The following is a 22,782-nucleotide window of genomic DNA, read 5'->3' on the forward strand; positions in this document are numbered from 1 at the left end:
CCCTAATTAAAAAATATAAGAAAGAATTGGTTTTCTAGGTACAGGACAGTTCTTCAATTGAGCCGAGTATTTACTAGCAACACCGGCTGTTTTCTTAGCATAGTTTAGCAGAAATGAATTATTTCTATGACTTCCTTTTTTATATCCACCTATCCCTTCATGGTATGCTAAGTATAAGTTATAAGCATCAGTTTTACTTATGCCTGTTTTATTATGAACATTATTTAAATACCAACCAATAAAGTCGACAGAGTCACTAAAGCTACTTCTACTTACAAAAGATTGCTTAGTTTCTTTTTTATAGTGATCCCAAGTTCCATCTAAAGCTTGAGCATATCCATATGCTGATGATGCTCGACCAACAGGAATAAAGCCCATCCAATATTGCATAGGAGGTTTAGCACCGTCTCTAAAAGAAGATTCTTGTCTTATAAAAGCCATTTGTATATTTAAGGGAACTCCCCATCTGTTATAAGAATCAAGCATATCATAATACCAGTCAGGGTATTCATGGATAATTGAGCAAGCATTATTTATATTTGAAGGAGGCTTTGATGCACAAGAAGACAAGGCTATTAAAGCACAAATAATAAGAGTAGTTTTAAGTAAATATTTTCTTTTAATCATAAGCATTATAAATTTCTATAAAAAACTTCTACAACTTTATCTTGGAATCTACGGGCATTATTTCTATCAGAAGTTTTCAAATCATTTAATATAATAGAAAAGCTAATCCTATGGTTTTTAGCTGTTAAAACATAACCGGATAGAGAAGAAACACCTTTTAATGTACCTGTTTTAGCATGAACTTTACCTAGGAGTTTGCCTCCCATCCTATAGGATATTGTTCCATTCATACCAGAAGCTGGTAAATAGTTGTAGAACCTTTTGCCGACAGGGCTATTAAATGTTTTAGTTAAAAAGTTAACCATGAATAAAGGTGTAACATGGTCTAAGTGTGATAAGCCTGACCCATCATACATTACTAAATCTGAGGTATTAAGGTTTAATTTTTTACGTAATATATCTTGTACTGAGCTAACACCAACTGCTGTCGATCCGATGCCTTTATATTTATAACCAATAGTATTAAGTATAGTTTCAGCATATAAATTATCAGAGTGTTTTAGAGTTTGATCAATAAAACTACCAATAGTGCTAGAATGTGTTTCTAACTGAACTGTGTAGTCCGAAGGAATGGAGCTAGTAAGCAATACTTTATTATGTTTGATTCCATAAGAATTCATGAAATCATTAATAGTATCTAAGGTTTTTAAAGCTGGATTTTTTATAGCCAATTTAAACATCTTTTCAGCTGATCTAGATAGATAACCTTTAAGGTATAAAATATTATTGTCATCCATAAAGATAGAGATTGTTTTATTAGAGCTAGTGTATTGAGTAGTGTTTTTTATATTAATATTTGAATCATTACTTAAGCCAATTACCCTAGTATTTAAACTATTTGGATTTTTAGCTAGTTTGATAACTAAACAGTTTCTATTTATTGTGAAGCTAGAAGCAGGGGCTCCGTAACAAAAAGTTTGGTCTTCTGCAGACCATCCTTCAGGGATATAAGGTCCTGAAAATACACCTACAAGATAGACATCTCCAGTTATAGACTTAATTCCTTTTTCTGTTTTTATTCTCTTTATGAGACTTGCTAGTTGCCCGCCTGTTAAAGCAGGATTTCCAGAGAATTTTATGTATATGTCACCGTAAAGAATACCATTTTTAACTTTGCTTGAAGGGTAATTTATGGTTGTATCAAATGTAAAGTTACTCGGAATTGCAAAAAGAGCTGCGGCCATAGTGAAAACTTTATTATTACTAGCTGGCTTCAAGGGTCTATCTTGAGCATAGCTATATAAATTTTGACCATTCATAGTTCTTTGAGCAGCAAGACCTATTTTAGCATCTCCTAAATTATATTTTTTAACTAAATATTGAATTTCACTACGAGTAGAAGCAAAAGAAAAATTAACACTCAGAATAATAAGAAGGAAATATACAATAAGTTTGCTAAATTTATTCATTCAGAGCTTATAAAGGTTTTAATAAGGTACATATCGAAAATAATAGCACTTCAAATACTATAAATATAGGCACTTTATTATTTAATTTATGTGGAGTTTTCTTTTTAGGGGTTATATGTTACAATTGGGCTTCATAAAATTTTATATAGCGGTTTTAGCTATTTTACAAAACTTTATAAAGGGCATTTAAGTGAGGTGAGAAAGCATGCCAAGCGTTAGAGTTAAAGAAAGAGAACCTTTTGACGTTGCTCTAAGAAGATTCAAAAGATCTTGTGAAAAAGCAGGGATTGTATCTGAACTTCGTCGCAGAGAATACTTTGAAAAGCCAACTTGGGCTCGTAAAAGAAAAAAAGCTGCGGCTGTGAAAAGAGCTCATAAAAGCAATATAATTGCTGGAAGGTAATTTTTTATCTAATGTTTGGAGGGAGCTTTCCCTTCAAAATCACTTTTATTTAATTTGTATTATTTAGGAAATAAATATTTATATGTCAATTTTTAATCAATTAACTCAAGATATGAAAGAGTCTATGAAAGCTAAAGATAAAGATAGGCTTACAACAATTCGAATGGCAATAGCTGCAATTAAGCAGAAACAAATTGATGAAAAAATTGAAATTACTGATGAAGTTGTTATAGCAGTTATTGCTAAAATGATAAAACAGAGACAAGACTCATATAGTCAATATTTACAAGCAAACCGTCAAGAGCTTGCTAATACTGAAAAAAAAGAAATTGATATACTAGAAGAGTATATGCCTAAACAACTTACTGATGATGAAGTAGTTGTAATTATTCAAAAAGCTATAGAATCAGTAGGAGCCTCATCTATGAAAGAAATGGGTAAAATAATGGCTTTAATAAAAAAAGAGATTGCAGGAAAAACAGATATGGGCAAAGTTAGCGCTATTGTTAAGTCTAATCTTTCTTAATATCTTGCATTTGATATATGGCTAAGAAGATATCAACACAGTTTATAAAAGAACTAGTTTCTTCAGCAGATATAGTTGATGTCGTGTCTAGGTTTGTTAATCTTAAAAAATCTGGAAAGAGTTATAAAGGATGTTGTCCTTTTCATAATGAAAAAACCCCTTCGTTTTTTGTTAATCCATCTAAGGGTTTTTTTCATTGTTTCGGCTGTCATGAATCAGGAGATGCTTTAACGTTTGTTAAGAAGATAAATAATCTAGATTTTGTGAATGCGGTTGAAAGCTTATCTGATATAGTAGGCAGATCTGTTGAGTACGAAAATTTTTCTGAAGAAGATCAGCAAAAAGAAAAGATCTATAATCAATGTTTAAGCTTTTTAGATATTAGTTCAAAATATTACCGTTGGAATTTGATGAATTCTAATACAAAAGAAAAAGCTATAAAGTATCTAAAATCTAGAGGAATAGATGGGCAGATAGTTAACTTTTTTAATATTGGCTATGCCACTGATGATTGGAGTGGTGTTTGTAATTTTGCGAGTAAGGCAAATGTAGTAGTTGACACTGTTATAGAAACTGGATTAGCTATTAAAAATGATAATGGCAGGGTTTATGATAGGTTTCGTTCTAGAATAATGTTTCCAATAAGAAATATTCAAGGGCGAGTCATAGGTTATGGTGGTCGAGTCATAGATGATGTGGATGGAGTTAAGTATATAAACTCACCTGAAAGTATAGTTTTTCAGAAAAGCTCAGTTTTATACGGTTTATATGAATATAGACAAAAGAGAAAGGAAGGTAATAACTTCAGCTCAATCGTTGTGGTTGAAGGATATATGGATGTTGTAGGGTTGGCAAAGTATGGCTTTTATGAAGCGGTAGCAACCTTAGGAACAGCTTTCTCTCCTCAGCACGCAAAAATTCTTTTTAGAGAAACAACATCTGTGGTTTTATGTTTTGATGGTGATGATGCGGGTAAAAATGCAGCTATTAGAACGATTAAATTAATACTCCCAGTTCTAGATGTAAATAAGAAATTAAAGATTTTAGTATTGCCAAATAATAAAGACCCTGACGATTATGTAAAAGAAAATGGGCTGGATAGTTTTAAAGAAAAGCTTGAAAGTGCCCTTCATGTAACTGACTATTTAGTAAAAATATTTCTTGGTAATAAAGATATTAAGAGAGCTGAAAATAAGTTAGAAGTTGCTGAAAGTATGAAAGATTTTTTTTCTGAGGTTGATGCTAACATATATTCAGAAAGTATAATTATAACTATTGCTGATAAATTAGGATTTTCAGTAGAACAGTTAAAACAATTGGTTAACAATAAAGAAAAGAAAAGTTATTATCAAATTAATGGTACAAGAAAGCAAAATTTAGCAAAAAATGTGACTCTAGAGCAGCGCGTAATCTCTGAACTTTTTGCAAACTTAGATTTATTTAAGAAAATAATAAATAAAAGGGAGTTTGATATTTTACCAAACTCTGAAAATTTAGATATTCTAAGTAAATGCTTGAAAATTTTAAAAGATGACTCATATATAAATATAGAAGTAGTAGCATTGATTCAGATGCTTACAGAAAGTTATCCTGAATATAGAGAATACTTTTTTGAGCTATTAGGTTTTGGTGTTGAGAGTGGTAGTATTAAGCATAATACTGAAGACTATGAAAATGAAGTTGAAAGTATGCTGAGAAGAATTGAAATAAATAGTGTTAAAGGAAGATTAATTTATTTAAGACAACAACCAGTTTTGACGGAAGTTGAAAAAATGGAGTTAAAGTTCTTAATAAATAGATTAAGATAGTTGTAAAATATAGAATTTGTAAATTATATAAAAATATCTACTGGAGTATTTTGGATGACTAAAGAAGATTTGATATCGGATTTAAAAGATTTAATCATTGATGGCAGAGAAAGAGGGTATTTAACTCGAGCTGATATTTTAGATGCCTTACCAGGAGATGTATCAGATGATCCTAAAGTATATGAAGAGATCGAGGCGATCTTGGTAGATGCAGGTATTGATGTATACGATAAAACTCCAGAAATAAATGAAGAAGACGAAAGAAAAGTAAGCGAAGCTAATCTGGATGATTTAAGTGGTAAAACTTCTGATCCTATAAGAATGTATATGAGAGAAATGGGGGTCGTTGATCTTTTAACAAAAAAAGGTGAGACTGAGATCGCTGTTAGAATTGAAGAAGGAACAACAGAAGTTTTTAATACTATCCTTAAATATCCAATAGTTATCAAAACATATTTAGAAAGATTTAGAGAGTTGGAAGAAAATGCTATAGAGTATATGAACTCTCAAGATATCGAAGATGAAGATGTTTGTAAATATGTCAGATTTTCAGAAATAATGGCAGGTTTTTCAGATGATACAGATACTGAAGAATCTACAGCTGAAGATGATCATGATGAAAAAATAGATACAAAAAGAGCTTATGAATTTTTTACAAATTTAGAAGATAATTTTAATGAGTATGAGTCAAAGAAAAATGGTAAAGCTATTTATAATAAAATTCTTAAAGAGTTTGATAATATTAGACTTTCAAGTTCTCATTTACAAAAGTTAGTTGACTATATAAGACTTCCATATTCAAAAGTAAAAGAGTATGAAAGAAAGATTCTAAGAATCTGTGTTGAAAGAGCAAAAATGCCAAGACAAGAGTTTTTAGATATGTATGTTATAGGAGATACAAATTGGTTAAAATCAGTTTCATCTAAATATAGATTTAATGATAATATGTTAAGAGAGATTGAAGTTTTAACAAAACAGGTTAATCAGTTTCAAAAGCTTACTATGATGGATATTGAAGAGCTTAAAAATGTTAATATTCAGATCTCTAAAAGTGAAGCCAAGATTACACAAGCTAAAAAAGAAATGATCGAAGCTAACTTACGTCTTGTAGTTTCAGAGGCTAAAAAATATACAAATAGAGGCCTTCATTTCTTAGATATTATCCAAGAGGGTAATATTGGTTTAATGAAAGCAGTTGATAAATTTGACTATAGAAAGGGGTTTAAATTTTCAACTTATGCGACATGGTGGATTAGACAAGCAATTACTCGTTCTATTGCTGACCAAGCTAGGACTATTCGTGTACCTGTTCATATGATAGAAACTATTAATAAAGTTAATAGAATTAAGAGACAGATTTTACAGGAAAAGGGTAGAGAAGCCACAGAAGAGGAAATAATTGAATATACTCCTAACATGACGAAGGATAAACTTAAAAAGATCCTTAATATTTCTCATACTCCTATTTCTATGGAAAACCCTATTGGCGATGATGAAGATTCTACAGTTGGAGATTTTATTGAAGATAAGAATAATTATTCACCAATAGAAGCAGCTAATTTAGAAAACCTAAGAGAAGCAATAAAAGAGCTTATAGAGACTGGACTTACAGAAAGAGAAGCTAAAGTTTTGATGATGAGATTTGGAATTGGTATGAATACAGACCATACCTTAGAGGAAGTTGGTAAGCAATTTAATGTAACTAGAGAAAGAATAAGACAGATTGAAGCAAAAGCTTTAAGAAAATTAAAGCATCCATCAAGATCTGCTTTCCTAAAAACTTTCTTATAATAAATTCAGAGGTTTATGTTTTGAGACGTTTATCATTTTTAGATAGAGTTTTAGAAGAGATTGATACTTATGTGAAGCTTACTAAAGCTCCACTACATCCTTCTAAGGATTCTCCTTCATTAGCTATAGCAGATGGAGATATGTCAGAAAATGATAAAAAGCATTCAGCTGGGCTAATGAGAGTCGACTATACTGGTGAGGTGTGTGCTCAGGCTCTGTATCGTGGACAAGCTGTAGTCGCTAAATCAGAACAAACTAAAGCTCATCTATATCATGCTGCTGATGAAGAGTATAATCATTTAGCATGGTGTGACTCAAGATTAAATGAATTAGATTCTAAACCAAGTCTTTTAAATCCTTTTTGGTATTGGAGCTCTTTTGGTATAGGTGCTGTTGCTGGCAGCATTAGTGATAAATTAAGCTATGGATTTGTTATTGAAACAGAAAAACAGGTGATGAAACATTTAGATTCTCATTTGAAATCTTTACCAGTAAATGATAATCGCTCTCGTGAAATCTTAAAACAAATGTATATAGATGAGGCAGAACATGCCGTAGAGGCTGAAAAGGCTGGTGGAGTTAATTTACCATTTCCTATAAAGATAGTTATGAAATTGCAGTCAAAAGTTATGACAACTTTGGCTTATAGGTTCTAATTCTAAAAACTATTTAATTTTACAATTTCTAAACTGTTTATTATATAGATCAGCACGAGCTTTTACCTTTGAAGCAATAGACTCATTTTTATGAACTACTTCTTTATTTGCATAAGTTCCAGCTTTATAGCGTTTGTATCCAGTTTGTCCAAGCATATAAGCCATATATAGACTATAGCTATCTGTCATATTTAACTTTAATCTTTTTGACAGGTCAGACATATACCAACCTATAAACTGTACACTGTCATTAAAGTTATCTCTTTTAGCGCTTGAGTTAACTTCATTTTGGAAAACTTTCCATGTTCCATCTATTGCTTGAGCATAACCGTAAGCAGACGATGATTTGCTTTTAGCTGTTCCAATAAATTTAGACTCTTGGTAAATTATGGACATAGCAAATTGAGGTGGAAGATTATATTTAGTTTGAGCTTCTTTTAGAGATTTTGACCATTGAGGATTTTCTTTTAAAATATCGCAAACACTAATTTCTGGATCTGTAAGAGCTTGTTTTGAACAACTTAAAATTAGAGTAGTTATAAATAATACAAAACAAATTTTTAATAAGTTTGATACTCTCATCCTTACCTTATAATGATTATGTTTATAAATTAAGGTTAAGTTATTAAGAGTAAGATGTCTACAAAGTACACCAGATTAGTGATATTAATTAGGTTTTTACTTAGTTAAAGAAGCTTTAGAAGGCGGAGAGTCAGGATAAACTTCTTGGTAAAGTGATTTTGTTGGATCACCACCGTATGATTTTAATGTTTTTACAGTAATGCCTGACCAAATTTTATCTCCTTTAAGGTCACATGCATTTTTATCATCAGTACCAACTAAGAAGTTTTTGTTTCTAATTACAGGACATTGGCAAGTAGCTATAGTTTTTTCTTCTCCATTAACTTTAATTTTCTCAACCTGACAACGAACACCATAGCAGTTAGCCCAAGGTTCAGGAGAATCATATTTACAGGCATTGTTAGGGGTTTTCGTGAAATCATTTATATTGGCCATAGAATAATTTGATTGAACTGTCTGTAGGCTTCCATCTGAATTATAAGTTGGACTTGCTGACACATAATTAGTAGGTGAGAAAGAGAAAGATTTCCAACCACTCTTATTATCAAATACTTCACATTGGCATTTAGCAGATCCACCATCTTTAGCAAGTGTACAAGAACTCTTTGAACATAAAGCATAGGCCATATTTGTTATGCCATAAACATAAGGAATATCAATATTCTTTGTGTGATATGCATATTGTTTAGAATCTTTTCCAACATCTGCTGGTTCTGGTTTTTGTTCTGTAGAATTAGTACAAGCGGATAGCATGAATATAGCTACTATAAGAGTTAAAAATTTTCCTTTCATAAAATTGATAATTAAGTTTGTATTATTAACTTATACTTTGATAAATATTATATGGCAATCATTTCTACTGCAAAACCTAGTTATTAAATTCATTTCCTATAATATCTTTGATAACAATTCCTGCGATAGTTAGGCCAAATATTGATGGCATATAGCTAAGGGTGCCGTTTGTGGCCCTAGCTCTGAACTCGGTATTTTCTGACTGTTTGGGAGGTAATGGTGCTATTCCAGGTTCAGTAGAAAATACTGTTGTAATACCTTTTTTTACATTTAAGCGCTTTAATCGGCTTCTCATAGCTCTAGCAAGTCCACACTCATGAGTTTTATAAATGTCTGCTATTTTGATTTTAGTAGGATCTGTTCTTCCTCCAGCACCCATGCTAGATATAGTTCTTATTCCAAGTTCGTGGGCAGTCTTTACTAAATTAACTTTAGCATTTAGAGTATCTATAGCATCAATAACATAATCATACTTTTTTTCCGTAAGGATTTGATGAATATTGTCGGGATTTATGAAGGTTTGTCTAGCATCTACATTACAATTAGGATTGATATCTAAAATTCGTTGTTTCATAACTTCAATTTTAGGTTTGCCTATGGTGCTATGTAAAGCTACTAGCTGTCTATTAATGTTGGATGGGTCAACTGTATCCATATCTATAATTGTTATATTACCAATTCCTGCACGAGCAATAGCTTCAGCAACAAATGAACCGACCCCTCCAACCCCAGCTAAGAAAATATGAGATTGCTCTAATTTTTGAATTCCAATTTCATTTACTAAAATAGATGTTCTTTCAGTGATTGCTTTTATCATAATGTTTTATAAATAAGCTTTATTTAGGTCATTAATATAATTATAGGTGAATAGGTTAGCATAAATTTCACCAGTTAAATGATCAACTTTATTAATATCAAGTTTTATAGGGAAGCCTCCCATACTGTTTCTAATTATTTTATCATTATCAAATATATATCCATCTACGATAGCGTTAGCATTTTTCATGAATTTATCGTAATTAAGCTTGGTCACTATAGAGTCTTCTTTAAAGGTGAATAAATATATAGGAGTTCTAGTTTCTGATCCAAAATCATCTATATTTGCATCTTGCATTGCTTGTAATAGTAATTGATTATCAAAAACTTTCTCGCTTATTAGGTCTAATATAGAGTTATTTCCTGTAGGGATGGCATAGTGAGAAGCTGACTCTTGATTAGGGAATTTTTTATACATCGCACTACTGAAAATGGCACCTACTACTTTTTCATCTTCAACATGTTTTTGTAGGAAGACATTTCGCAGATTAAGATTTTCATATCCTATATTACAGTTATCTTGAGACAGAGTAGAACACCGCATATCAAAGAAGCCTTTATCAAAGTCTTTAGTATTTAATGAATTGTCTTCATTTCCATAATACAGATAGCTTACTAAAGTATTTGCAGCAAGAGCTGGTTTCAATAGAGTAGTTATTAGTTTGCTTTGTAGTTTATATTCATCAGAATCATTATTATCTTCTAGGAAATTAAGAGTGATATTACTAATATTATAAGCACCGCTCATTCCAGCAACAGCTCTTAATCTATATAAATTATTAAGTGGGTTAACATAGTGATAACAGCTATAAGATGATTGTAAGCATTTTGCTGTCCATATTGCATAGCTAGCACCTTCTGAGTATCCAGTAGCATATAGGTTTAATTTTTTATTATCACCTAATTTATATTTTTCTTTTATAGTTCCTGCAACGTCATTTAATAAGTCAACGGCTGTATTTACAGATTGTTTAGGATATAAAACGTACGGATGAGGATTGGAGTAATCATCTCCCTGACCAATATAATCTGGTGCGACTACTATATATCCTTGAGATGCATATATAGAAGCATAGATAGTATCAAACATAAAAGCATCTTTATTTTTAGGATCTAAGTTTGATGGAACTCCAGAGTTATCAAAAACCGTTGGGTGATAATATAAAACCACGCCTTTAGGGGATTTGGTATCAGGAAGCATCAATAGTCCAGAAATTTTAGATGTTATTTTCCCCGTACTAGGAAATTCATTGTCTGTTGTGTAGGATATTTCATTGAGCTCAATTTTTTCAATATCTGAATTTCCAAAAGGAATCTTATTTAAATCAATTCCTGTTAATTCTTTTAAATTATTTTTATTAGTTGAGCAGTCATCAGCATTAATAGCATCATTACATATAAAATTTTTAACATAAGAAGTCTGAGCATCATTTACATCCCATGTAACTGATTTTATAACTTCAGCATTTCCTACTGAAACAAGGGTTAGGATTGCAAGTAGACTTCTTTTGATCATCAGCTTTTCCATGTTCTAAATCTATAGTCAATTTTATCATTGTTTAATAACTTTTTCTATTAGACTAATGATAGCGAAGGGCATAAGAATATCAGATTTTAGTGAGATATTTGTTTATGTCAGGAAAAGTTAATTCTTGAGAAAAAGGTATTTTTTTTGATGAAATATCTAGAGAACCTATTTGATCTATTAACCCTGATTTAACTTCTATTGTGATATTGTGATCGTTTTCAGAATAGGTTTTTGTAAAAGGCAGAGTTTTACCATAAGTCCAGTCCCAACTTCTTAGGTTTTTTGCCTCATTTATTATTAGGTCTCTATTATTTAAAGGAGTTCTTTCACCAATAAAGCTTATGCTAGAGCTTTTGAAATAGGTTAAAAAAGCTCTTATTACATCATTCGGAGATAGATCTTCTTTGATTGTATTTAAATTTAGCACTTTTGAGCGATGTGATTTTACTCCTTTAGCATCTAGAGTTTTATCAATGGGTTGATGTAAATATTTATATAGCTTGTTAGTGTTGGTTTTAATAAGTAAAGTTCCATGATGAAAAGCTCTATCTCTTTTTTCTCTAAAAGCACTTCCGGAAACTTTATAAGTAAAATCTTGAAAGTCAGTCACAATGTCATTTCTACAGTTTGGATAGATATCTATACCAATTTTTTTTATAACATTGCATATTAATTCTAGATTCTCTTTCACATTATGGTCTTTTTTGGGAGATAAGATTGTATAGTTAAGATTACCCATATCATGAAAAACAGTGCCGCCACCACTTTGGCGACGGATAATTGGAATATTATCCTCCAGCATTGCTTTTAAGTAACATTCTTGCCAAGGGTTTTGTGCTCGACCAATAACAACGCAGGGATTATTTTGCCAAAGAAATAAAATCTTGTCAGATTCTAGTGCTTCTAAGAAAATCCAGTTTTCTAATGCTAAATTAAAATAAGGATTATTACTTTGAGAAAGGTATATTTTCATTAATTAAATAAAACATATTATATTTCTTTTGATAGTATAAGATTTTCTTTTAAAGTATAAAAATATTTTTTAAATATTTAGGTCGAAATAATTGAATTATAAGTATAGATTTAAAAAAAACTTGTTTTAATGTTATAATTTGGCCTTTAGAGAGTATATAAGAATTTATAATAAATGATTTCTATAAATGAAACTTTAGAAATAATTAAAAGAGGTGCTGATGAAGTACTTATTGAGCAAGAGCTTATAGAAAAATTAAAAAAGGATAGGCCATTAATAGTTAAGTTTGGTTGTGATCCAACAGCTCCAGATATTCATCTAGGTCATACGGTTGTTTTAAATAAATTGAAACAGCTTCAAGATTTAGGTCATGAAATTCATTTTTTGATAGGAGATTTTACAGCTCAAATAGGTGATCCAACAGGAAAAAATGCTACAAGACCACCACTATCTGCACAAGATGTTGCAGTTAATGCAGAAACTTACACTAAACAAGTTTTTAAAATTTTAGATAAAGAGAAAACAATAGTGCGTAGAAATGGTGACTGGTTTAATTCTATGTCAGCAGGCGACATGATTAAGTTAGCTTCTAAACAGACTGTTGCAAGAATGCTTGAGAGAGATGATTTTTCGAAAAGATATAAGTCTGGACAGTCAATTTCTATTCATGAGTTTTTATACCCACTAGTACAAGGATATGATTCTGTAGCTATGAACGCAGATATTGAGCTTGGTGGTACAGATCAGAAGTTTAACCTTTTAATGGGCAGAGAGCTTCAAAAGCAAGCTGGGCAAGAGTCGCAAATAATTATTACTATGCCATTACTTGAAGGTTTAGATGGTGTTAAGAAAATGTCTAAATCTAGCCAAAACTATATTGGTATAGAAGAGCCGCCAACAGAGATCTTTGGAAAAGTAATGTCAATATCTGATAATCTTATGTGGAGATATTATGAATTACTTAGCTTTAAATCATTAGAAGATATTCAGCGTTTAAAAGAGAGTGTTGATTCTGGGGCTAATCCTAGAGATATAAAGATTGAATTAGCAAAAGAGCTAATTGAAAGGTTTCACTCTGCTGAAGAAGCTGAAAAAGCATATGAAGATTTTGTACAAAGATTTCAGAAAAACCAAATTCCTGATAATATAGATACTATAGAATTAGAAATTTCTGAGGAATTACCTATTTCAAATTTGCTAAAAGAAGCTGGTTTGGTTGCAAGCACATCTGAGGCTAATCGTATGATAAAGCAAGGTGCTGTAAAAATAGATGGTGAAAAGGTTTCTGATGGTAAACTTCTTTTTGGTAAAGAAACTAATAATATTTTTCAAGTGGGAAAAAGAAAGTTCGCAAGGATTATTTTAAAATAATAAAGGAGAGTTAAATGGATAAGTTTTTATCGATATTTGTAGCAGTTTTAATTATTACTTCGATAGTTACTATTTTTATAGAGTTATTTCCAATAGCTTTAAAAGTTTGTATTATTTCTTTGATTATAAGTGGAATTATTTATATTGCACTTAAGCTTATAGAAAAATTCAGCGATTAATTTTACTGTCTTTTAAAGTCTATTATTTCTCTTCTTTGCTTTTTATTAGGCTTTTCAGAAGAGTATGTGTTAGCAAGTTTTCTTAATTCAGCTTCTTTTTCTCTTTTTATTATACTTTCATTAGTTTCTTTATATAGCTTTTGAGCTTCAGTAGCGGATTTTCTAGTTTCATCTAAGGCTAGTACTTCTATTGTTTTTTTAATAAATGACTGTTGAATATCAAACATATCACCAACATTAACTAGTTTGCTAACTTTAGTCTTTTGACCTTGGAAATGAACTTTTCCACCTTCTATTGCTTTTTTAGCTAGTTGGCGAGTTTTATAAAATCTAGCAGCCCATAGCCACTTATCTAAGCGAACATTCATAAAAATATTATTTGTTATAATCTTTTTGTTGTAGTAATGAAATATAAGTGGCAATGAAAACAGCAATCATTATGAATGTGCCTGCATAGTTATCAAGTAGTCCCTTATCATTAGCTATACCAAATATATAAACTAGAGTCATATAAGCAAAAATACTCCATGAAGAAAAAAGTGCGAGTTTTGCTTTGTGTAGATTGGATCCGTAGAAATTAAATACATAAATTATAAAAAACAATATATGCAGTATTAGTCCCCATAACAATGCCTTTTCACCAGCTTGAACCAATAAGTAACTTAGTATTATAAACATGAAAAAGCTTAATATAGAACCAGCAGGCATTTTAAAGAGTCTTTTGTCTTGATCTTGTTTTGTTAGTCGTAGTTTTGCAAAAGCAACTGGTATAGCTACACAAGAAATTAATTGGAAGACAGTTACAACTATCATTATATCTTGCCAGTTTTTGAAGAATACAGGGATAGAGCAAGCAATTACTAAAGACAGAATTAAAGATCTTCTTGATAGGTTAAAGTTAGGGTTTACTTTAGAGAAGAACTTTGGCATTTGGTTATCAATAGCCATTCCATTAAGCATCCTTGTCCCTGAACCAAGATATAAAATACCCGCTCCAGAAGGACTAACTGCAGCATCAGCATACAATATCATTGCCCAGACGTTAATATTAAGTAGGATAAGTAGTTGAGCTAAAGGAGATGTGAAATCTAGATTTTGCCAACCTTTACTAATCATTTCTGATGGTAAAGCGCCAATAAAAGCAGCTTGGAGTAATAAATATATAACTAAACTGATTACAACAGATAAAACTAAAGCTATAGGGATATTTTTTTGAGGATTCTTTATTTCACTTCCAAATGTAGCAACCATTCCAAAACCATAGAATGCATAAAAGATCCCACAAACTACGACAGCCCCAACTACTTTATCATAACCCATAGGTGCAAATCCATATTGGGTAAAATTGTCTGGATTGAATGATGACCATATAAGTATAGCAGCAGTTAAAATTGGAATTACTATTTTGAAGAAAGTTATAATGTTATTAACTTTTGCGAGAGCTCGAATTCCCCAAAAATTAACTAATCCATATAGTACCATTAAGACAAACATTGCTGTTAATCCAAATATCGTTAGTTCATTATTAAAGTAGAATACGTGTTCGATGTTTGGGAAAGTGGCACTTAAATATTGGACTGTTGCAGAAGCTTCAGATGGTATAATTATTATCAAGCCTAACCAGTTTGAGATTGCAATTACAAAGCCAAAATCTCTATTGTTATGGCTAATAGTTAATAGTCTTGCAAAAAGAGCCGTTTCTTTATAAATAGTAGCAATTTCTGCAAGAAGCAGTGCAAGTATGAGAGCTAGTGAAGCACCTATTATCCACGACAAAAAGGCTGAGGGTCCAGCATATTTTGCTGCATAGTATGCTGCAAATAGCCATCCACTACCTATCATGCATCCAAGTCCAATTCCAACAGCAGTAAAAAGGCTAGGTTGTTTCTTTGAGTTTGATAATTCTATAGCCATAAAAATCCCAATTTATAGTAACTTCATAATTTTTAAAATAGCATAATAGCAATTCTATAGCTAATTATTCACAAGCATTAAAGCTAAATTTAGTATCTATATAAGGGACTATGTAACTTTAAACTATCTAGCTACTTTGATATTCTAACTTATTGATACAATCTAATGATTTTAAATTAAAATATGCAAAAAGAATTGAATCTTCATAAGTTAAAAACTTCTCTTAATGATAATAACAATGCGATATATTTTTTAGAGGATATTTGTCTAAATGAGTTTGTAGGAAAAAAATTAAGTATAAAATTTTTAGGAGAAATAAACTGTGTAGCATGTGGAACTAAAACAAATAAAAGTTATTCTCAAGGTTATTGCTTTATGTGTATGAGAAAACTACCAGAGTGTGATATTTGTATAGTTAAACCAGAGCTTTGTCATTATGCTCAAGGAACTTGTAGAGACTCTAAGTGGGGAGAGGATCATTGCATGAAAACACATATAGTTTATTTATCAAATACTGGTGATGTAAAGGTAGGTATTACTCGGCTTAAAAATGTTCCTTCAAGATGGATAGATCAGGGTGCTACTCAGGCACTACCAATTTATGCTGTTCAAAATAGACTGATTTCTGGACTAGTGGAAATGGCATTAAAAAATCATATAGCAGATAAAACCAATTGGAGAAAAATGCTACAGGGTGATTCTGAATCTACGGATTTGGAAGCTATTAGAGATGATCTTATGACTAAATCTCAAGCAGAGATTAATAATATTAAAGATAAATATGGAGATAATGTCTTAGAGCCTGTTGAGGGTAATTTAGTAAATATAGTTTATCCTGTATTAGAGTTTCCCACAAAAATAAAGTCCTTTAATTTAGATAAAGACTCTATAGTCCAAGGTAAGCTTGAAGGAATAAAAGGCCAGTACCTAATTTTTGATACCGGAGTTATTAATATCCGTAAGTTTAGTGGCTATAAATGCTTAATAGAAGCTTAAGCAAGGAGAATAGTAATGAAATTAGGAACAGCTAAAACTAATTCTCAAAGAAAAATTTTGCTTTTAGGAGCTGGTGAGTTAGGTAGAGAATTTGCAATATCTGCACAAAGATTAGGGCTGTATGTTATCGCTGCAGATAGATATGATAATGCCCCGGCTATGCATGTTGCACATGAGACTTATGTATTAGATATGCAAGATAAATTACAACTGAGAAGTCTTATTGTAAATACGAAACCTGACTATATAGTTCCAGAAATAGAAGCAATAGCTACAGATGAGTTAGTTGATTTAGAGAATCAGGGCTTTAAAGTTGTTCCATGTGCTAAGGCTGTTAAGTTAACTATGGATAGGGAAGGCATCAGGCGCCTTGCTGCAGAAGAGCTTAATTTGCCGACTACAAGGTTTATGTTTGCTGAAACTGAAAAAGAATATGAGCAAGCAGTAAAACAAGTTGGACTACCGTATGTTATAAAACCAGTAATGAGTTCTTCAGGAAAGGGTCAATCAATAGTTAAAAAAAGTGAAGATATTCAAAAAGCTTGGCAGTATGCTCAAAGTGGCAGTCGAGGCTCTGCAAAAAGTGTTATTGTGGAGCAGTTTATTCCTTTTGATTATGAAATAACTCTTCTTACAGTTCGTCATGAGAAAGGCACTTCTTTCTGTGAACCTATCGGACATATACAAGAAAAAGGAGATTATCAGCTATCTTGGCAACCACAAGCGATGCCTGAGAATACTCTTAAACAGGCACAACATATAGCTAAAAAAGTAACAGATGCTTTAGGTGGATATGGTATTTTTGGAGTTGAGCTTTTTGTTCAGGGAGAAAAGGTTTACTTTAATGAAGTCTCTCCTCGACCTCATGATACAGGTTTAGTTACGTTAATATCTCAAAGGATAAATGAGTTTGATTTACATTTGAGAGCGATCTTAGGATTACCAGTGCCAGATAAAATTTCAAATATAGCTCCATCTGCTTCTGCTGCACTTTTATTAGATGGTGATTCAGATGCTCCAGAATTTGAGGGTGTTGAGAATGCATTGAGTATACACAATGTAGATGTTTACCTCTTTGGAAAGCCAGAAATAAAAGGTTCGAGAAGAATGGGTGTTGTTTTGGTAAAAGGTGATGATGTTGATCATGCAAAGTCAAAAGCCCTTCAAGCCCGTGAGCTTATAAGTATCGTAAAATAATTTAATAAGATTCTAAATAATTTAGTAGAAAGGGGTGAAAGTCAAACGGTGAATAGAATAAAATCTGGAGTAATGCTACTTTTGTTAATTTTGATTACATCATGTAGTAATCTTCCTTTAGTTCCTAAAGGAAGATTTATTAATTTATTTATACCTAATGGAAAGTATAAGGTTATTGGTTTTAAAAACTTACCAAATGATATTATATCTTACAATGGCACAGCAACAGCCACTTTAGGGAAATTAAAAGTAACATTATCTAACCCTCAATGTGGGCTCGTATATCTTGGGACAACAGGCTTTTTTGATAGAGGGGTTTCTGGAGAGACGTATGATGCCTATCTATGGGATGGAGAAGATCCTTTTGGCTCATATGAAAAGTGTATTGTCGGTATTATGTGTATTGATGATAATCATACGGATTATCTTGTTAATGTAACACTTGATGGAAAGAGTTATAATTATCAAGGTAGTTATTAATGTTTACTAATCATTTTAATCTAATGAAATAAGATTTTATACTACTTGGTGAGACATGTTTTTATAAAATGATATTAAGGCATAACTTGATTTATTGTTGAGGGTTTTATAGACTTTTATTTTAAGCTCTACGAATTCATTATGGAATATTTATTTATATTAGCTCTATTTATAGTAATTATTGTGAGCATTGTTTATCTGCCGATTAGGTTATATAACAACATTATTATTAATGAAAATAATGCAAAAAGAGCATGGTCAAATACTGTAGCTTATCAAAAACAACTTCTTGAGCTTATACCTAGGTTAGAGGCTAATTTGAATAGCTATAAAGATTATGAAAAAGCTACTCTTACCGATATAGTTAGTTTGAGAGAGAGTATCAAAAAAGTTTCATCGGATGATGTAGATGTTAAAAAGTTATCAAAAAGTTACGATGAGACTCAACAGCTGATGTCTAAACTTAATGTTCGTTTAGAGCAATACCCTGAGCTAAAAGCAAATACAGTATATCTTAAGTTTATGGACAGTTTGTCAGACAACTACACCAATGTAACATCATCGATTAGAATCTTTAACTCTTGTGTCAATGCATTTAATGATAGTATTACAATGTTTCCTCATTTTATTATTAACATTATTTTTCTCAAAAAACATAAGCTTGATAGTTTTCAACATAGTAAAAGTGAAGACTCTCTAGGTGGATTTAAGCCAAACTTCTAAGGATTATAAATGCTTAAAAATGAAGTGTTATTGAGAGAGTTAGAAAGTGAGATAAATACTAATCTAGATATAAATACCTTTTATGAAAAAGTAGAAACAATATTTAAAAAAAATCATTTTAAGAGAAAGTCTCGTTTTATACCAATATTTCACTTTTTTGGTTTCTTTTTTTCTTTTACATTGTTTATATTTTTATATAGTGGGCTGTTTTTTAGTATTATAGATTTTATTGATAGTTTTATTGGTTTTTTTTTAGGAGCAATATTTGGTTTTTTATGGTTTATTTCTTTATTACCAGTATTATTTTTATATTCAAAATTCTATTATAAGTTTTTTTCTAAAAGTATTAATAACTTTAATCTTGAGAGCAAAATAGGATATTTTCTGAGAGATAAATTATTAGCCATTAAATATAATTTTAAGCATACAGAAGAAGATATTTTACCAGTTTTACTATATCAAGTTAAATATCCTAAAGGTGATGCTTCTTATGGGATTGAAGAAATACGAGAGTATAAGAATGGATCCATAAAATATTTAATAGGATCTTATTTTTATAAAAAGAAAGATAAAGATTCTAATAATAATACTGTTTATAAAAAATATCAGAAAAATTTTATATTATTATACAATCTTAATAGCTTACCTAATTTTAATTTTGAACTAAAAGCTAAGTACTCAATATTTAGAGTTTTTGGTAATAAATCTAGTCAAATAACAGCTTCCCCAGAATTTAATAAAAATTATAAAGTTTCATATGAAGATAGTGATAGTATTCCGGCAAGTAACTATTTTGATGCTGCGAGGATTGTTAGCCTTATAGATTTTTATAAGAAAAGCTTATTTGACTTTAGGTTAAATATTATAACAAATCAAAATAATATAAGATTCGTTTGTATAGATAATCATAGTATAAATATAGAAAGATTTTTAAATAATGAATTATCAAAAGAATTTCCTAATGATTTTAGAGAGCTTAGGTTACAAGAGTATGATAGTTTCCTAGAACTACTTAAATTATTGAATATTAACTAGTAATAAATTGGATTTTTATGTTAGCTGCAATATTTGAATTAGTTATATTAGGCTTTGCGTTATTTTGGTATTTTCTTATTTATATGTTAAATAATCTGTTTATACAGAACTTACTGGAGCGCAAATTAACAAATAAGCTTCTTATAAGAGTATCAATAGTTGTTGTTGGTTATTCAATAGTTTATGTGTTATTTGCTTATTTCGGTGGTACAGATCTTGCTGTATCTTTTAGGTCGATGAGTGTTTATGCTGCGTCATTACTGGCAATGTTTCCACTTGTTTTGATGCCATCAATATGGAGAAAATATACAAATAATATAACAGTTAGATTATTCTATTGGTTTGGGATTATATATATATTATTCTCAGGCTTATCTTCTATATTTTATTTAGCTTCATACTATCATAGTTCATCATATATATTTTTTAGCGTATTTGTAGGCTTATTATCACTTATACTATTTGTATTAACGATTATGATGCTTTTATCAGATCCTAAGATAGAAGTAACTAATAAAAGATTGCAAGCTAATAAGTTATTAAGAATATTAGCAGCTATTGCATTATTAGCAGTGTTTATAGGATATGTTGTTAGCTTTTTAGCAAATAAATTATATAACACTAATGGTGTGGATTTTAATTCATATATTATGATAACTAAGATTGCTGATGGATTAATCTTTGTAGCATTTGTCATAGTATTTAGTAGTATATTGACATGTATGGCGACAAGCTATAAGAGCCTAAAAAATATTATTTATGTCATTGTTGGACTTTTTGTTATAGGGGGTTATTTCTTACTAGCTTGGACATATACAGTTGATTTACAGGGAGAAGCTCGAGAAAGTGCATACTCAGTGTTGAATATGACAACAAATATTATTAGTTTTATTGTGTACTCATATTTGCTTGTTTTTATACTGAATAAAACAAGTTTAAAGATAAGCTGGATTGTTATATTTTTTGTTGCTTTTATAGTGCTGCCTTTTGAGACAAAGTATATGAGTGCAACATATGGTGAAGCATATATTATTGCACTAGCAATGTTAATTGTCAGAAATGGAAGTAAGTATCTTAATATAGATGCTGAGCTAGCACCTTTTGATCAAAATACTAGCTTAAATATAGATAAGATTAATGATATTTCTAACAAGAAAACAGAGATTGAGGTTAAGCAGAAAGATGATCAGCAAATATTGCAGCAGTCTAATAGTTATTCGGCTATAAATATTGACCAAGAAGATAATAAATCAAATGAAGAAATATTTGTTCGACCTCTATTAATATCACTAGTTATATCAGCGCTTATTTGGGTCGTTGCTTTTGTTACTGGTAAGATATATGCTTTTTCTGCTTCAGGAGCCATGCTAGCTTACTGTTCTACACTTGGAGGTGCTGGTGTTATTTATAGTGGCAATTTTAAGTGTCCTGGGATGGGTGATGGTAATGGTGATATTTCTGGTTACTATCAGCATATAAGTTCTACAGCTTCACTAATAAGTTTGATAATTGCATTTTTTAGTTTTGTATTTCTATATTATGTTTTATATAAAAGTTTTAATAAAAAAAGATAGTTAAGGTTTGATATGAAAAAAATAAAAATCATTTTAATGTATTAATTATCTTGTTTATTATTGCCTTAATGGTAGGCGCATTAGTATATTTTAATAGTCTTTAAACTATATTTTATATAAAATTTTAAAATTTGTTTGTAATACTTGTATTAGTGTATTAATATGCTAGTACAGTAGTAAATTGAATAAATCTTAAATGTCAGAAATCAAAGATAATGATAAGAACTTATCAGATCTATTTGAGACTTTTACCAAATTTGAAAATGCAGAAGAAGCAAAATTGTTTTTTGAAGATTTGTGTACCCCAGTAGATTTAATGGCTATGGCTGCTAGATGGCGAGTGGTTAAAGAAATTAAAAAGAATAAGTCATATAGACAGATACATGCTGATACAGGAGTTAGTTTGACTACTATAAGTAGAATAGCTCGTTGTATTACATATGGAACTGGCGGTTACAATATTATTTATGATCGAATTAATAAAGAGGAGCTATAGTAGTTATAATGAGAAATAGATTAAGAATAGCTATTCAAAAGAAAGGGCGTTTACATGATAGCTCAATGGAGCTATTTAGCAAAATAGGTATTAAAGTTGAGTTTTCTAGTAAAAGTAATTTACTTTGCCACTCTATAAATGCTCCTGTAGATTTTCTTTTTGTTAGAGATGATGATATTCCAACTATGGTAAATGGTAATGTTTGTGACCTTGGTATAGTTGGTGAGAATGTTTTAGAAGAATATTTGTTAAGCATTAAAGATACTACAAAAAAGAATGACATTATTAATGATAAGAAATTAGGCTTTGGATATTGTAGATTATCTATAGCTGTACCAAATGATGCTAGTGATAATTTAGATCAATTAAAAAACACTAGAATAGCTACATCTTATCCATATTTAGTGCAAAAATTTTCAAAAGAATATGGATTAAATCTGGATCCTCTCTCAATTTCAGGATCTGTAGAGATAGCACCAAATTTGCAAATGGCAAACTCTATATGTGATTTAGTTTCTACAGGAAGAACCTTAGAAGAGAACAATCTTAAAGAGATTCATACAGTTATGAAGAGTCAGGCAGTATTGATTCGTTCAAATGAAAATTTCAAACCAGAATTAGAAGAATATTATCAGCTTTTATTGAGAAGGATTGAAGGTGTTAAGCATGCTCAAGAGCGTAAGTATATTATGTTCCATATTGATAAAAATGCGGCAAATGATATTGCTCATATTCTTCCAGGTCATGAGGGGCAGACTATTATGCCTATATATGGTGATACTAAAGTTGCTATTCATTTAGTAACGAAAGAGGGGGTTTTCTGGAGCACACTAGAAAAATTAAAAGCAGCTGGAGCAAGTTCTATACTAGTTCTACCAATAGAAAAAATGCTTGAATAGGTTTTGT

General features: G+C 30.6%; 24 protein-coding genes. 15 read left to right on the forward strand and 9 right to left on the reverse strand.

All coding sequences use genetic code 11. The features are described from left to right. Positions 1 to 6 precede the first annotated feature (6 nt). Both DNK87_RS06620 and dacB read right to left on the reverse strand, forming a co-directional pair. A complete protein-coding gene (locus DNK87_RS06620; protein ID WP_119330167.1) occupies positions 7 to 627 on the reverse strand; it encodes a transglycosylase SLT domain-containing protein in 621 nt (206 codons plus the stop codon). 5 nt (positions 628 to 632) lie between these two features. Then, on the reverse strand, positions 633 to 2,036 hold the full coding sequence (gene dacB / locus DNK87_RS06625) for a D-alanyl-D-alanine carboxypeptidase/D-alanyl-D-alanine endopeptidase (RefSeq protein WP_119330080.1): 1,404 nt from the start codon (positions 2,034 to 2,036) through the stop codon (positions 633 to 635). 205 nt (positions 2,037 to 2,241) lie between these two features. Here dacB and rpsU point away from each other — a divergent pair, with 205 nt between their 5' ends. The 5 genes from rpsU to coq7 all read left to right on the forward strand — a co-directional run bounded on the left by rpsU (position 2,242) and on the right by coq7 (position 7,220). Further along, the gene (gene rpsU / locus DNK87_RS06630) at positions 2,242 to 2,439 is read left to right on the forward strand and encodes a 30S ribosomal protein S21 (protein ID WP_119330081.1); all 198 of its coding nucleotides are present in this window, start codon (positions 2,242 to 2,244) and stop codon (positions 2,437 to 2,439) included. A gap of 82 nt (positions 2,440 to 2,521) precedes the next feature. Continuing rightward, positions 2,522 to 2,965, forward strand: coding sequence for a GatB/YqeY domain-containing protein (locus tag DNK87_RS06635; RefSeq protein ID WP_119330082.1), 444 nt, complete (start codon positions 2,522 to 2,524; stop codon positions 2,963 to 2,965). A 17-nt stretch (positions 2,966 to 2,982) separates the two neighbouring features. After that, complete coding sequence (gene dnaG, locus DNK87_RS06640) at positions 2,983 to 4,773, forward strand: DNA primase (RefSeq protein WP_119330083.1); 1,791 nt, start codon at positions 2,983 to 2,985, stop codon at positions 4,771 to 4,773. A 54-nt stretch (positions 4,774 to 4,827) separates the two neighbouring features. Beyond that, entirely contained in the window at positions 4,828 to 6,564 is a 1,737-nt protein-coding gene (gene rpoD / locus DNK87_RS06645) for an RNA polymerase sigma factor RpoD (RefSeq protein ID WP_119330084.1), read from the forward strand. 20 nt (positions 6,565 to 6,584) lie between these two features. Further along, on the forward strand, positions 6,585 to 7,220 hold the full coding sequence (gene coq7, locus DNK87_RS06650; protein WP_119330085.1) for a 2-polyprenyl-3-methyl-6-methoxy-1,4-benzoquinone monooxygenase: 636 nt from the start codon (positions 6,585 to 6,587) through the stop codon (positions 7,218 to 7,220). Between the two features lie 9 nt (positions 7,221 to 7,229). Here coq7 and DNK87_RS06655 read toward each other — a convergent pair whose 3' ends face one another. From DNK87_RS06655 to DNK87_RS06675, 5 genes are all read right to left on the reverse strand, one after another. After that, positions 7,230 to 7,802: a transglycosylase SLT domain-containing protein gene (locus tag DNK87_RS06655; protein ID WP_119330086.1), complete on the reverse strand. Its 573-nt coding sequence runs from the start codon at positions 7,800 to 7,802 to the stop codon at positions 7,230 to 7,232. Positions 7,803 to 7,898: 96 nt separating this feature from the next. Then, positions 7,899 to 8,594: a hypothetical protein gene (locus tag DNK87_RS06660; protein WP_119330087.1), complete on the reverse strand. Its 696-nt coding sequence runs from the start codon at positions 8,592 to 8,594 to the stop codon at positions 7,899 to 7,901. A gap of 76 nt (positions 8,595 to 8,670) precedes the next feature. Further along, a complete protein-coding gene (locus DNK87_RS06665) occupies positions 8,671 to 9,411 on the reverse strand; it encodes a tRNA threonylcarbamoyladenosine dehydratase (RefSeq protein WP_119330088.1) in 741 nt (246 codons plus the stop codon). A gap of 6 nt (positions 9,412 to 9,417) precedes the next feature. Next, positions 9,418 to 10,923, reverse strand: coding sequence for an alpha/beta hydrolase family protein (locus DNK87_RS06670; RefSeq protein ID WP_162523392.1), 1,506 nt, complete (start codon positions 10,921 to 10,923; stop codon positions 9,418 to 9,420). A gap of 94 nt (positions 10,924 to 11,017) precedes the next feature. Next, a complete protein-coding gene (locus DNK87_RS06675) occupies positions 11,018 to 11,911 on the reverse strand; it encodes a lipoyl protein ligase domain-containing protein (protein ID WP_119330090.1) in 894 nt (297 codons plus the stop codon). Between the two features lie 174 nt (positions 11,912 to 12,085). Here DNK87_RS06675 and tyrS point away from each other — a divergent pair, with 174 nt between their 5' ends. Next, positions 12,086 to 13,282, forward strand: coding sequence for a tyrosine--tRNA ligase (tyrS, locus tag DNK87_RS06680; protein WP_119330091.1), 1,197 nt, complete (start codon positions 12,086 to 12,088; stop codon positions 13,280 to 13,282). A gap of 14 nt (positions 13,283 to 13,296) precedes the next feature. After that, entirely contained in the window at positions 13,297 to 13,461 is a 165-nt protein-coding gene (locus DNK87_RS08950; RefSeq protein ID WP_162852834.1) for a hypothetical protein, read from the forward strand. Positions 13,462 to 13,463: 2 nt separating this feature from the next. Here the strand turns inward: DNK87_RS08950 and DNK87_RS06685 are convergent, their stop codons facing one another. Next, the gene (locus DNK87_RS06685) at positions 13,464 to 13,829 is read right to left on the reverse strand and encodes an RNA-binding S4 domain-containing protein (protein WP_119330092.1); all 366 of its coding nucleotides are present in this window, start codon (positions 13,827 to 13,829) and stop codon (positions 13,464 to 13,466) included. 7 nt (positions 13,830 to 13,836) lie between these two features. Beyond that, positions 13,837 to 15,375 carry an APC family permease gene (locus tag DNK87_RS06690; RefSeq protein WP_119330093.1) on the reverse strand — a complete coding sequence of 513 codons (1,539 nt, stop codon included), beginning with the start codon at positions 15,373 to 15,375 and terminating at the stop codon, positions 13,837 to 13,839. Positions 15,376 to 15,558: 183 nt separating this feature from the next. Here DNK87_RS06690 and DNK87_RS06695 point away from each other — a divergent pair, with 183 nt between their 5' ends. From DNK87_RS06695 to hisG, 8 genes are all read left to right on the forward strand, one after another. Next, positions 15,559 to 16,371 carry a DUF2797 domain-containing protein gene (locus tag DNK87_RS06695; RefSeq protein WP_119330094.1) on the forward strand — a complete coding sequence of 271 codons (813 nt, stop codon included), beginning with the start codon at positions 15,559 to 15,561 and terminating at the stop codon, positions 16,369 to 16,371. 15 nt (positions 16,372 to 16,386) lie between these two features. Next, positions 16,387 to 17,568 carry a formate-dependent phosphoribosylglycinamide formyltransferase gene (gene purT / locus DNK87_RS06700; protein ID WP_119330095.1) on the forward strand — a complete coding sequence of 394 codons (1,182 nt, stop codon included), beginning with the start codon at positions 16,387 to 16,389 and terminating at the stop codon, positions 17,566 to 17,568. 48 nt (positions 17,569 to 17,616) lie between these two features. Then, complete coding sequence (locus DNK87_RS06705) at positions 17,617 to 18,048, forward strand: hypothetical protein (RefSeq protein WP_119330096.1); 432 nt, start codon at positions 17,617 to 17,619, stop codon at positions 18,046 to 18,048. Positions 18,049 to 18,189: 141 nt separating this feature from the next. Further along, complete coding sequence (locus DNK87_RS06710) at positions 18,190 to 18,771, forward strand: LemA family protein (RefSeq protein WP_119330097.1); 582 nt, start codon at positions 18,190 to 18,192, stop codon at positions 18,769 to 18,771. A 9-nt stretch (positions 18,772 to 18,780) separates the two neighbouring features. Then, positions 18,781 to 19,806 (forward strand): hypothetical protein, encoded by a 1,026-nt coding sequence (locus DNK87_RS06715; protein WP_119330098.1) that lies wholly within the window; start codon positions 18,781 to 18,783, stop codon positions 19,804 to 19,806. 17 nt (positions 19,807 to 19,823) lie between these two features. After that, positions 19,824 to 21,380, forward strand: coding sequence for a hypothetical protein (locus DNK87_RS06720; protein ID WP_119330099.1), 1,557 nt, complete (start codon positions 19,824 to 19,826; stop codon positions 21,378 to 21,380). A 196-nt stretch (positions 21,381 to 21,576) separates the two neighbouring features. Further along, a complete protein-coding gene (locus tag DNK87_RS06725; RefSeq protein ID WP_119330100.1) occupies positions 21,577 to 21,876 on the forward strand; it encodes a YerC/YecD family TrpR-related protein in 300 nt (99 codons plus the stop codon). Positions 21,877 to 21,884: 8 nt separating this feature from the next. Then, positions 21,885 to 22,775: an ATP phosphoribosyltransferase gene (gene hisG, locus DNK87_RS06730; RefSeq protein ID WP_119330101.1), complete on the forward strand. Its 891-nt coding sequence runs from the start codon at positions 21,885 to 21,887 to the stop codon at positions 22,773 to 22,775. The last annotated feature ends 7 nt before the right edge of the window (positions 22,776 to 22,782 follow it).

The sequence above is a fragment of the Pseudofrancisella aestuarii genome (assembly GCF_003574475.2).
Lineage (GTDB): Bacteria > Pseudomonadota > Gammaproteobacteria > Francisellales > Francisellaceae > Francisella > Francisella aestuarii.

What these genes read in the sequence shown, in the direction of transcription:
- DNK87_RS06690 (WP_119330093.1), bottom strand. Translation starts at nt 15,375, where the DNA reads ATGGCTATAGAATTATCAAACTCAAAGAAACAACCTAGCCTTTTTACT.
- DNK87_RS06655 (WP_119330086.1), bottom strand. Translation starts at nt 7,802, where the DNA reads ATGAGAGTATCAAACTTATTAAAAATTTGTTTTGTATTATTTATAACT.
- DNK87_RS06660 (WP_119330087.1), bottom strand. Translation starts at nt 8,594, where the DNA reads ATGAAAGGAAAATTTTTAACTCTTATAGTAGCTATATTCATGCTATCC.
- dnaG (WP_119330083.1), top strand. Translation starts at nt 2,983, where the DNA reads ATGGCTAAGAAGATATCAACACAGTTTATAAAAGAACTAGTTTCTTCA.
- DNK87_RS06715 (WP_119330098.1), top strand. Translation starts at nt 18,781, where the DNA reads ATGCTTAAAAATGAAGTGTTATTGAGAGAGTTAGAAAGTGAGATAAAT.
- DNK87_RS06620 (WP_119330167.1), bottom strand. Translation starts at nt 627, where the DNA reads ATGATTAAAAGAAAATATTTACTTAAAACTACTCTTATTATTTGTGCT.
- DNK87_RS06710 (WP_119330097.1), top strand. Translation starts at nt 18,190, where the DNA reads ATGGAATATTTATTTATATTAGCTCTATTTATAGTAATTATTGTGAGC.
- tyrS (WP_119330091.1), top strand. Translation starts at nt 12,086, where the DNA reads ATGATTTCTATAAATGAAACTTTAGAAATAATTAAAAGAGGTGCTGAT.
- DNK87_RS06665 (WP_119330088.1), bottom strand. Translation starts at nt 9,411, where the DNA reads ATGATAAAAGCAATCACTGAAAGAACATCTATTTTAGTAAATGAAATT.
- DNK87_RS06720 (WP_119330099.1), top strand. Translation starts at nt 19,824, where the DNA reads ATGTTAGCTGCAATATTTGAATTAGTTATATTAGGCTTTGCGTTATTT.
- DNK87_RS08950 (WP_162852834.1), top strand. Translation starts at nt 13,297, where the DNA reads ATGGATAAGTTTTTATCGATATTTGTAGCAGTTTTAATTATTACTTCG.
- DNK87_RS06695 (WP_119330094.1), top strand. Translation starts at nt 15,559, where the DNA reads ATGCAAAAAGAATTGAATCTTCATAAGTTAAAAACTTCTCTTAATGAT.
- rpsU (WP_119330081.1), top strand. Translation starts at nt 2,242, where the DNA reads ATGCCAAGCGTTAGAGTTAAAGAAAGAGAACCTTTTGACGTTGCTCTA.
- DNK87_RS06675 (WP_119330090.1), bottom strand. Translation starts at nt 11,911, where the DNA reads ATGAAAATATACCTTTCTCAAAGTAATAATCCTTATTTTAATTTAGCA.
- DNK87_RS06685 (WP_119330092.1), bottom strand. Translation starts at nt 13,829, where the DNA reads ATGAATGTTCGCTTAGATAAGTGGCTATGGGCTGCTAGATTTTATAAA.
- rpoD (WP_119330084.1), top strand. Translation starts at nt 4,828, where the DNA reads ATGACTAAAGAAGATTTGATATCGGATTTAAAAGATTTAATCATTGAT.
- dacB (WP_119330080.1), bottom strand. Translation starts at nt 2,036, where the DNA reads ATGAATAAATTTAGCAAACTTATTGTATATTTCCTTCTTATTATTCTG.
- purT (WP_119330095.1), top strand. Translation starts at nt 16,387, where the DNA reads ATGAAATTAGGAACAGCTAAAACTAATTCTCAAAGAAAAATTTTGCTT.
- DNK87_RS06725 (WP_119330100.1), top strand. Translation starts at nt 21,577, where the DNA reads ATGTCAGAAATCAAAGATAATGATAAGAACTTATCAGATCTATTTGAG.
- DNK87_RS06635 (WP_119330082.1), top strand. Translation starts at nt 2,522, where the DNA reads ATGTCAATTTTTAATCAATTAACTCAAGATATGAAAGAGTCTATGAAA.
- hisG (WP_119330101.1), top strand. Translation starts at nt 21,885, where the DNA reads ATGAGAAATAGATTAAGAATAGCTATTCAAAAGAAAGGGCGTTTACAT.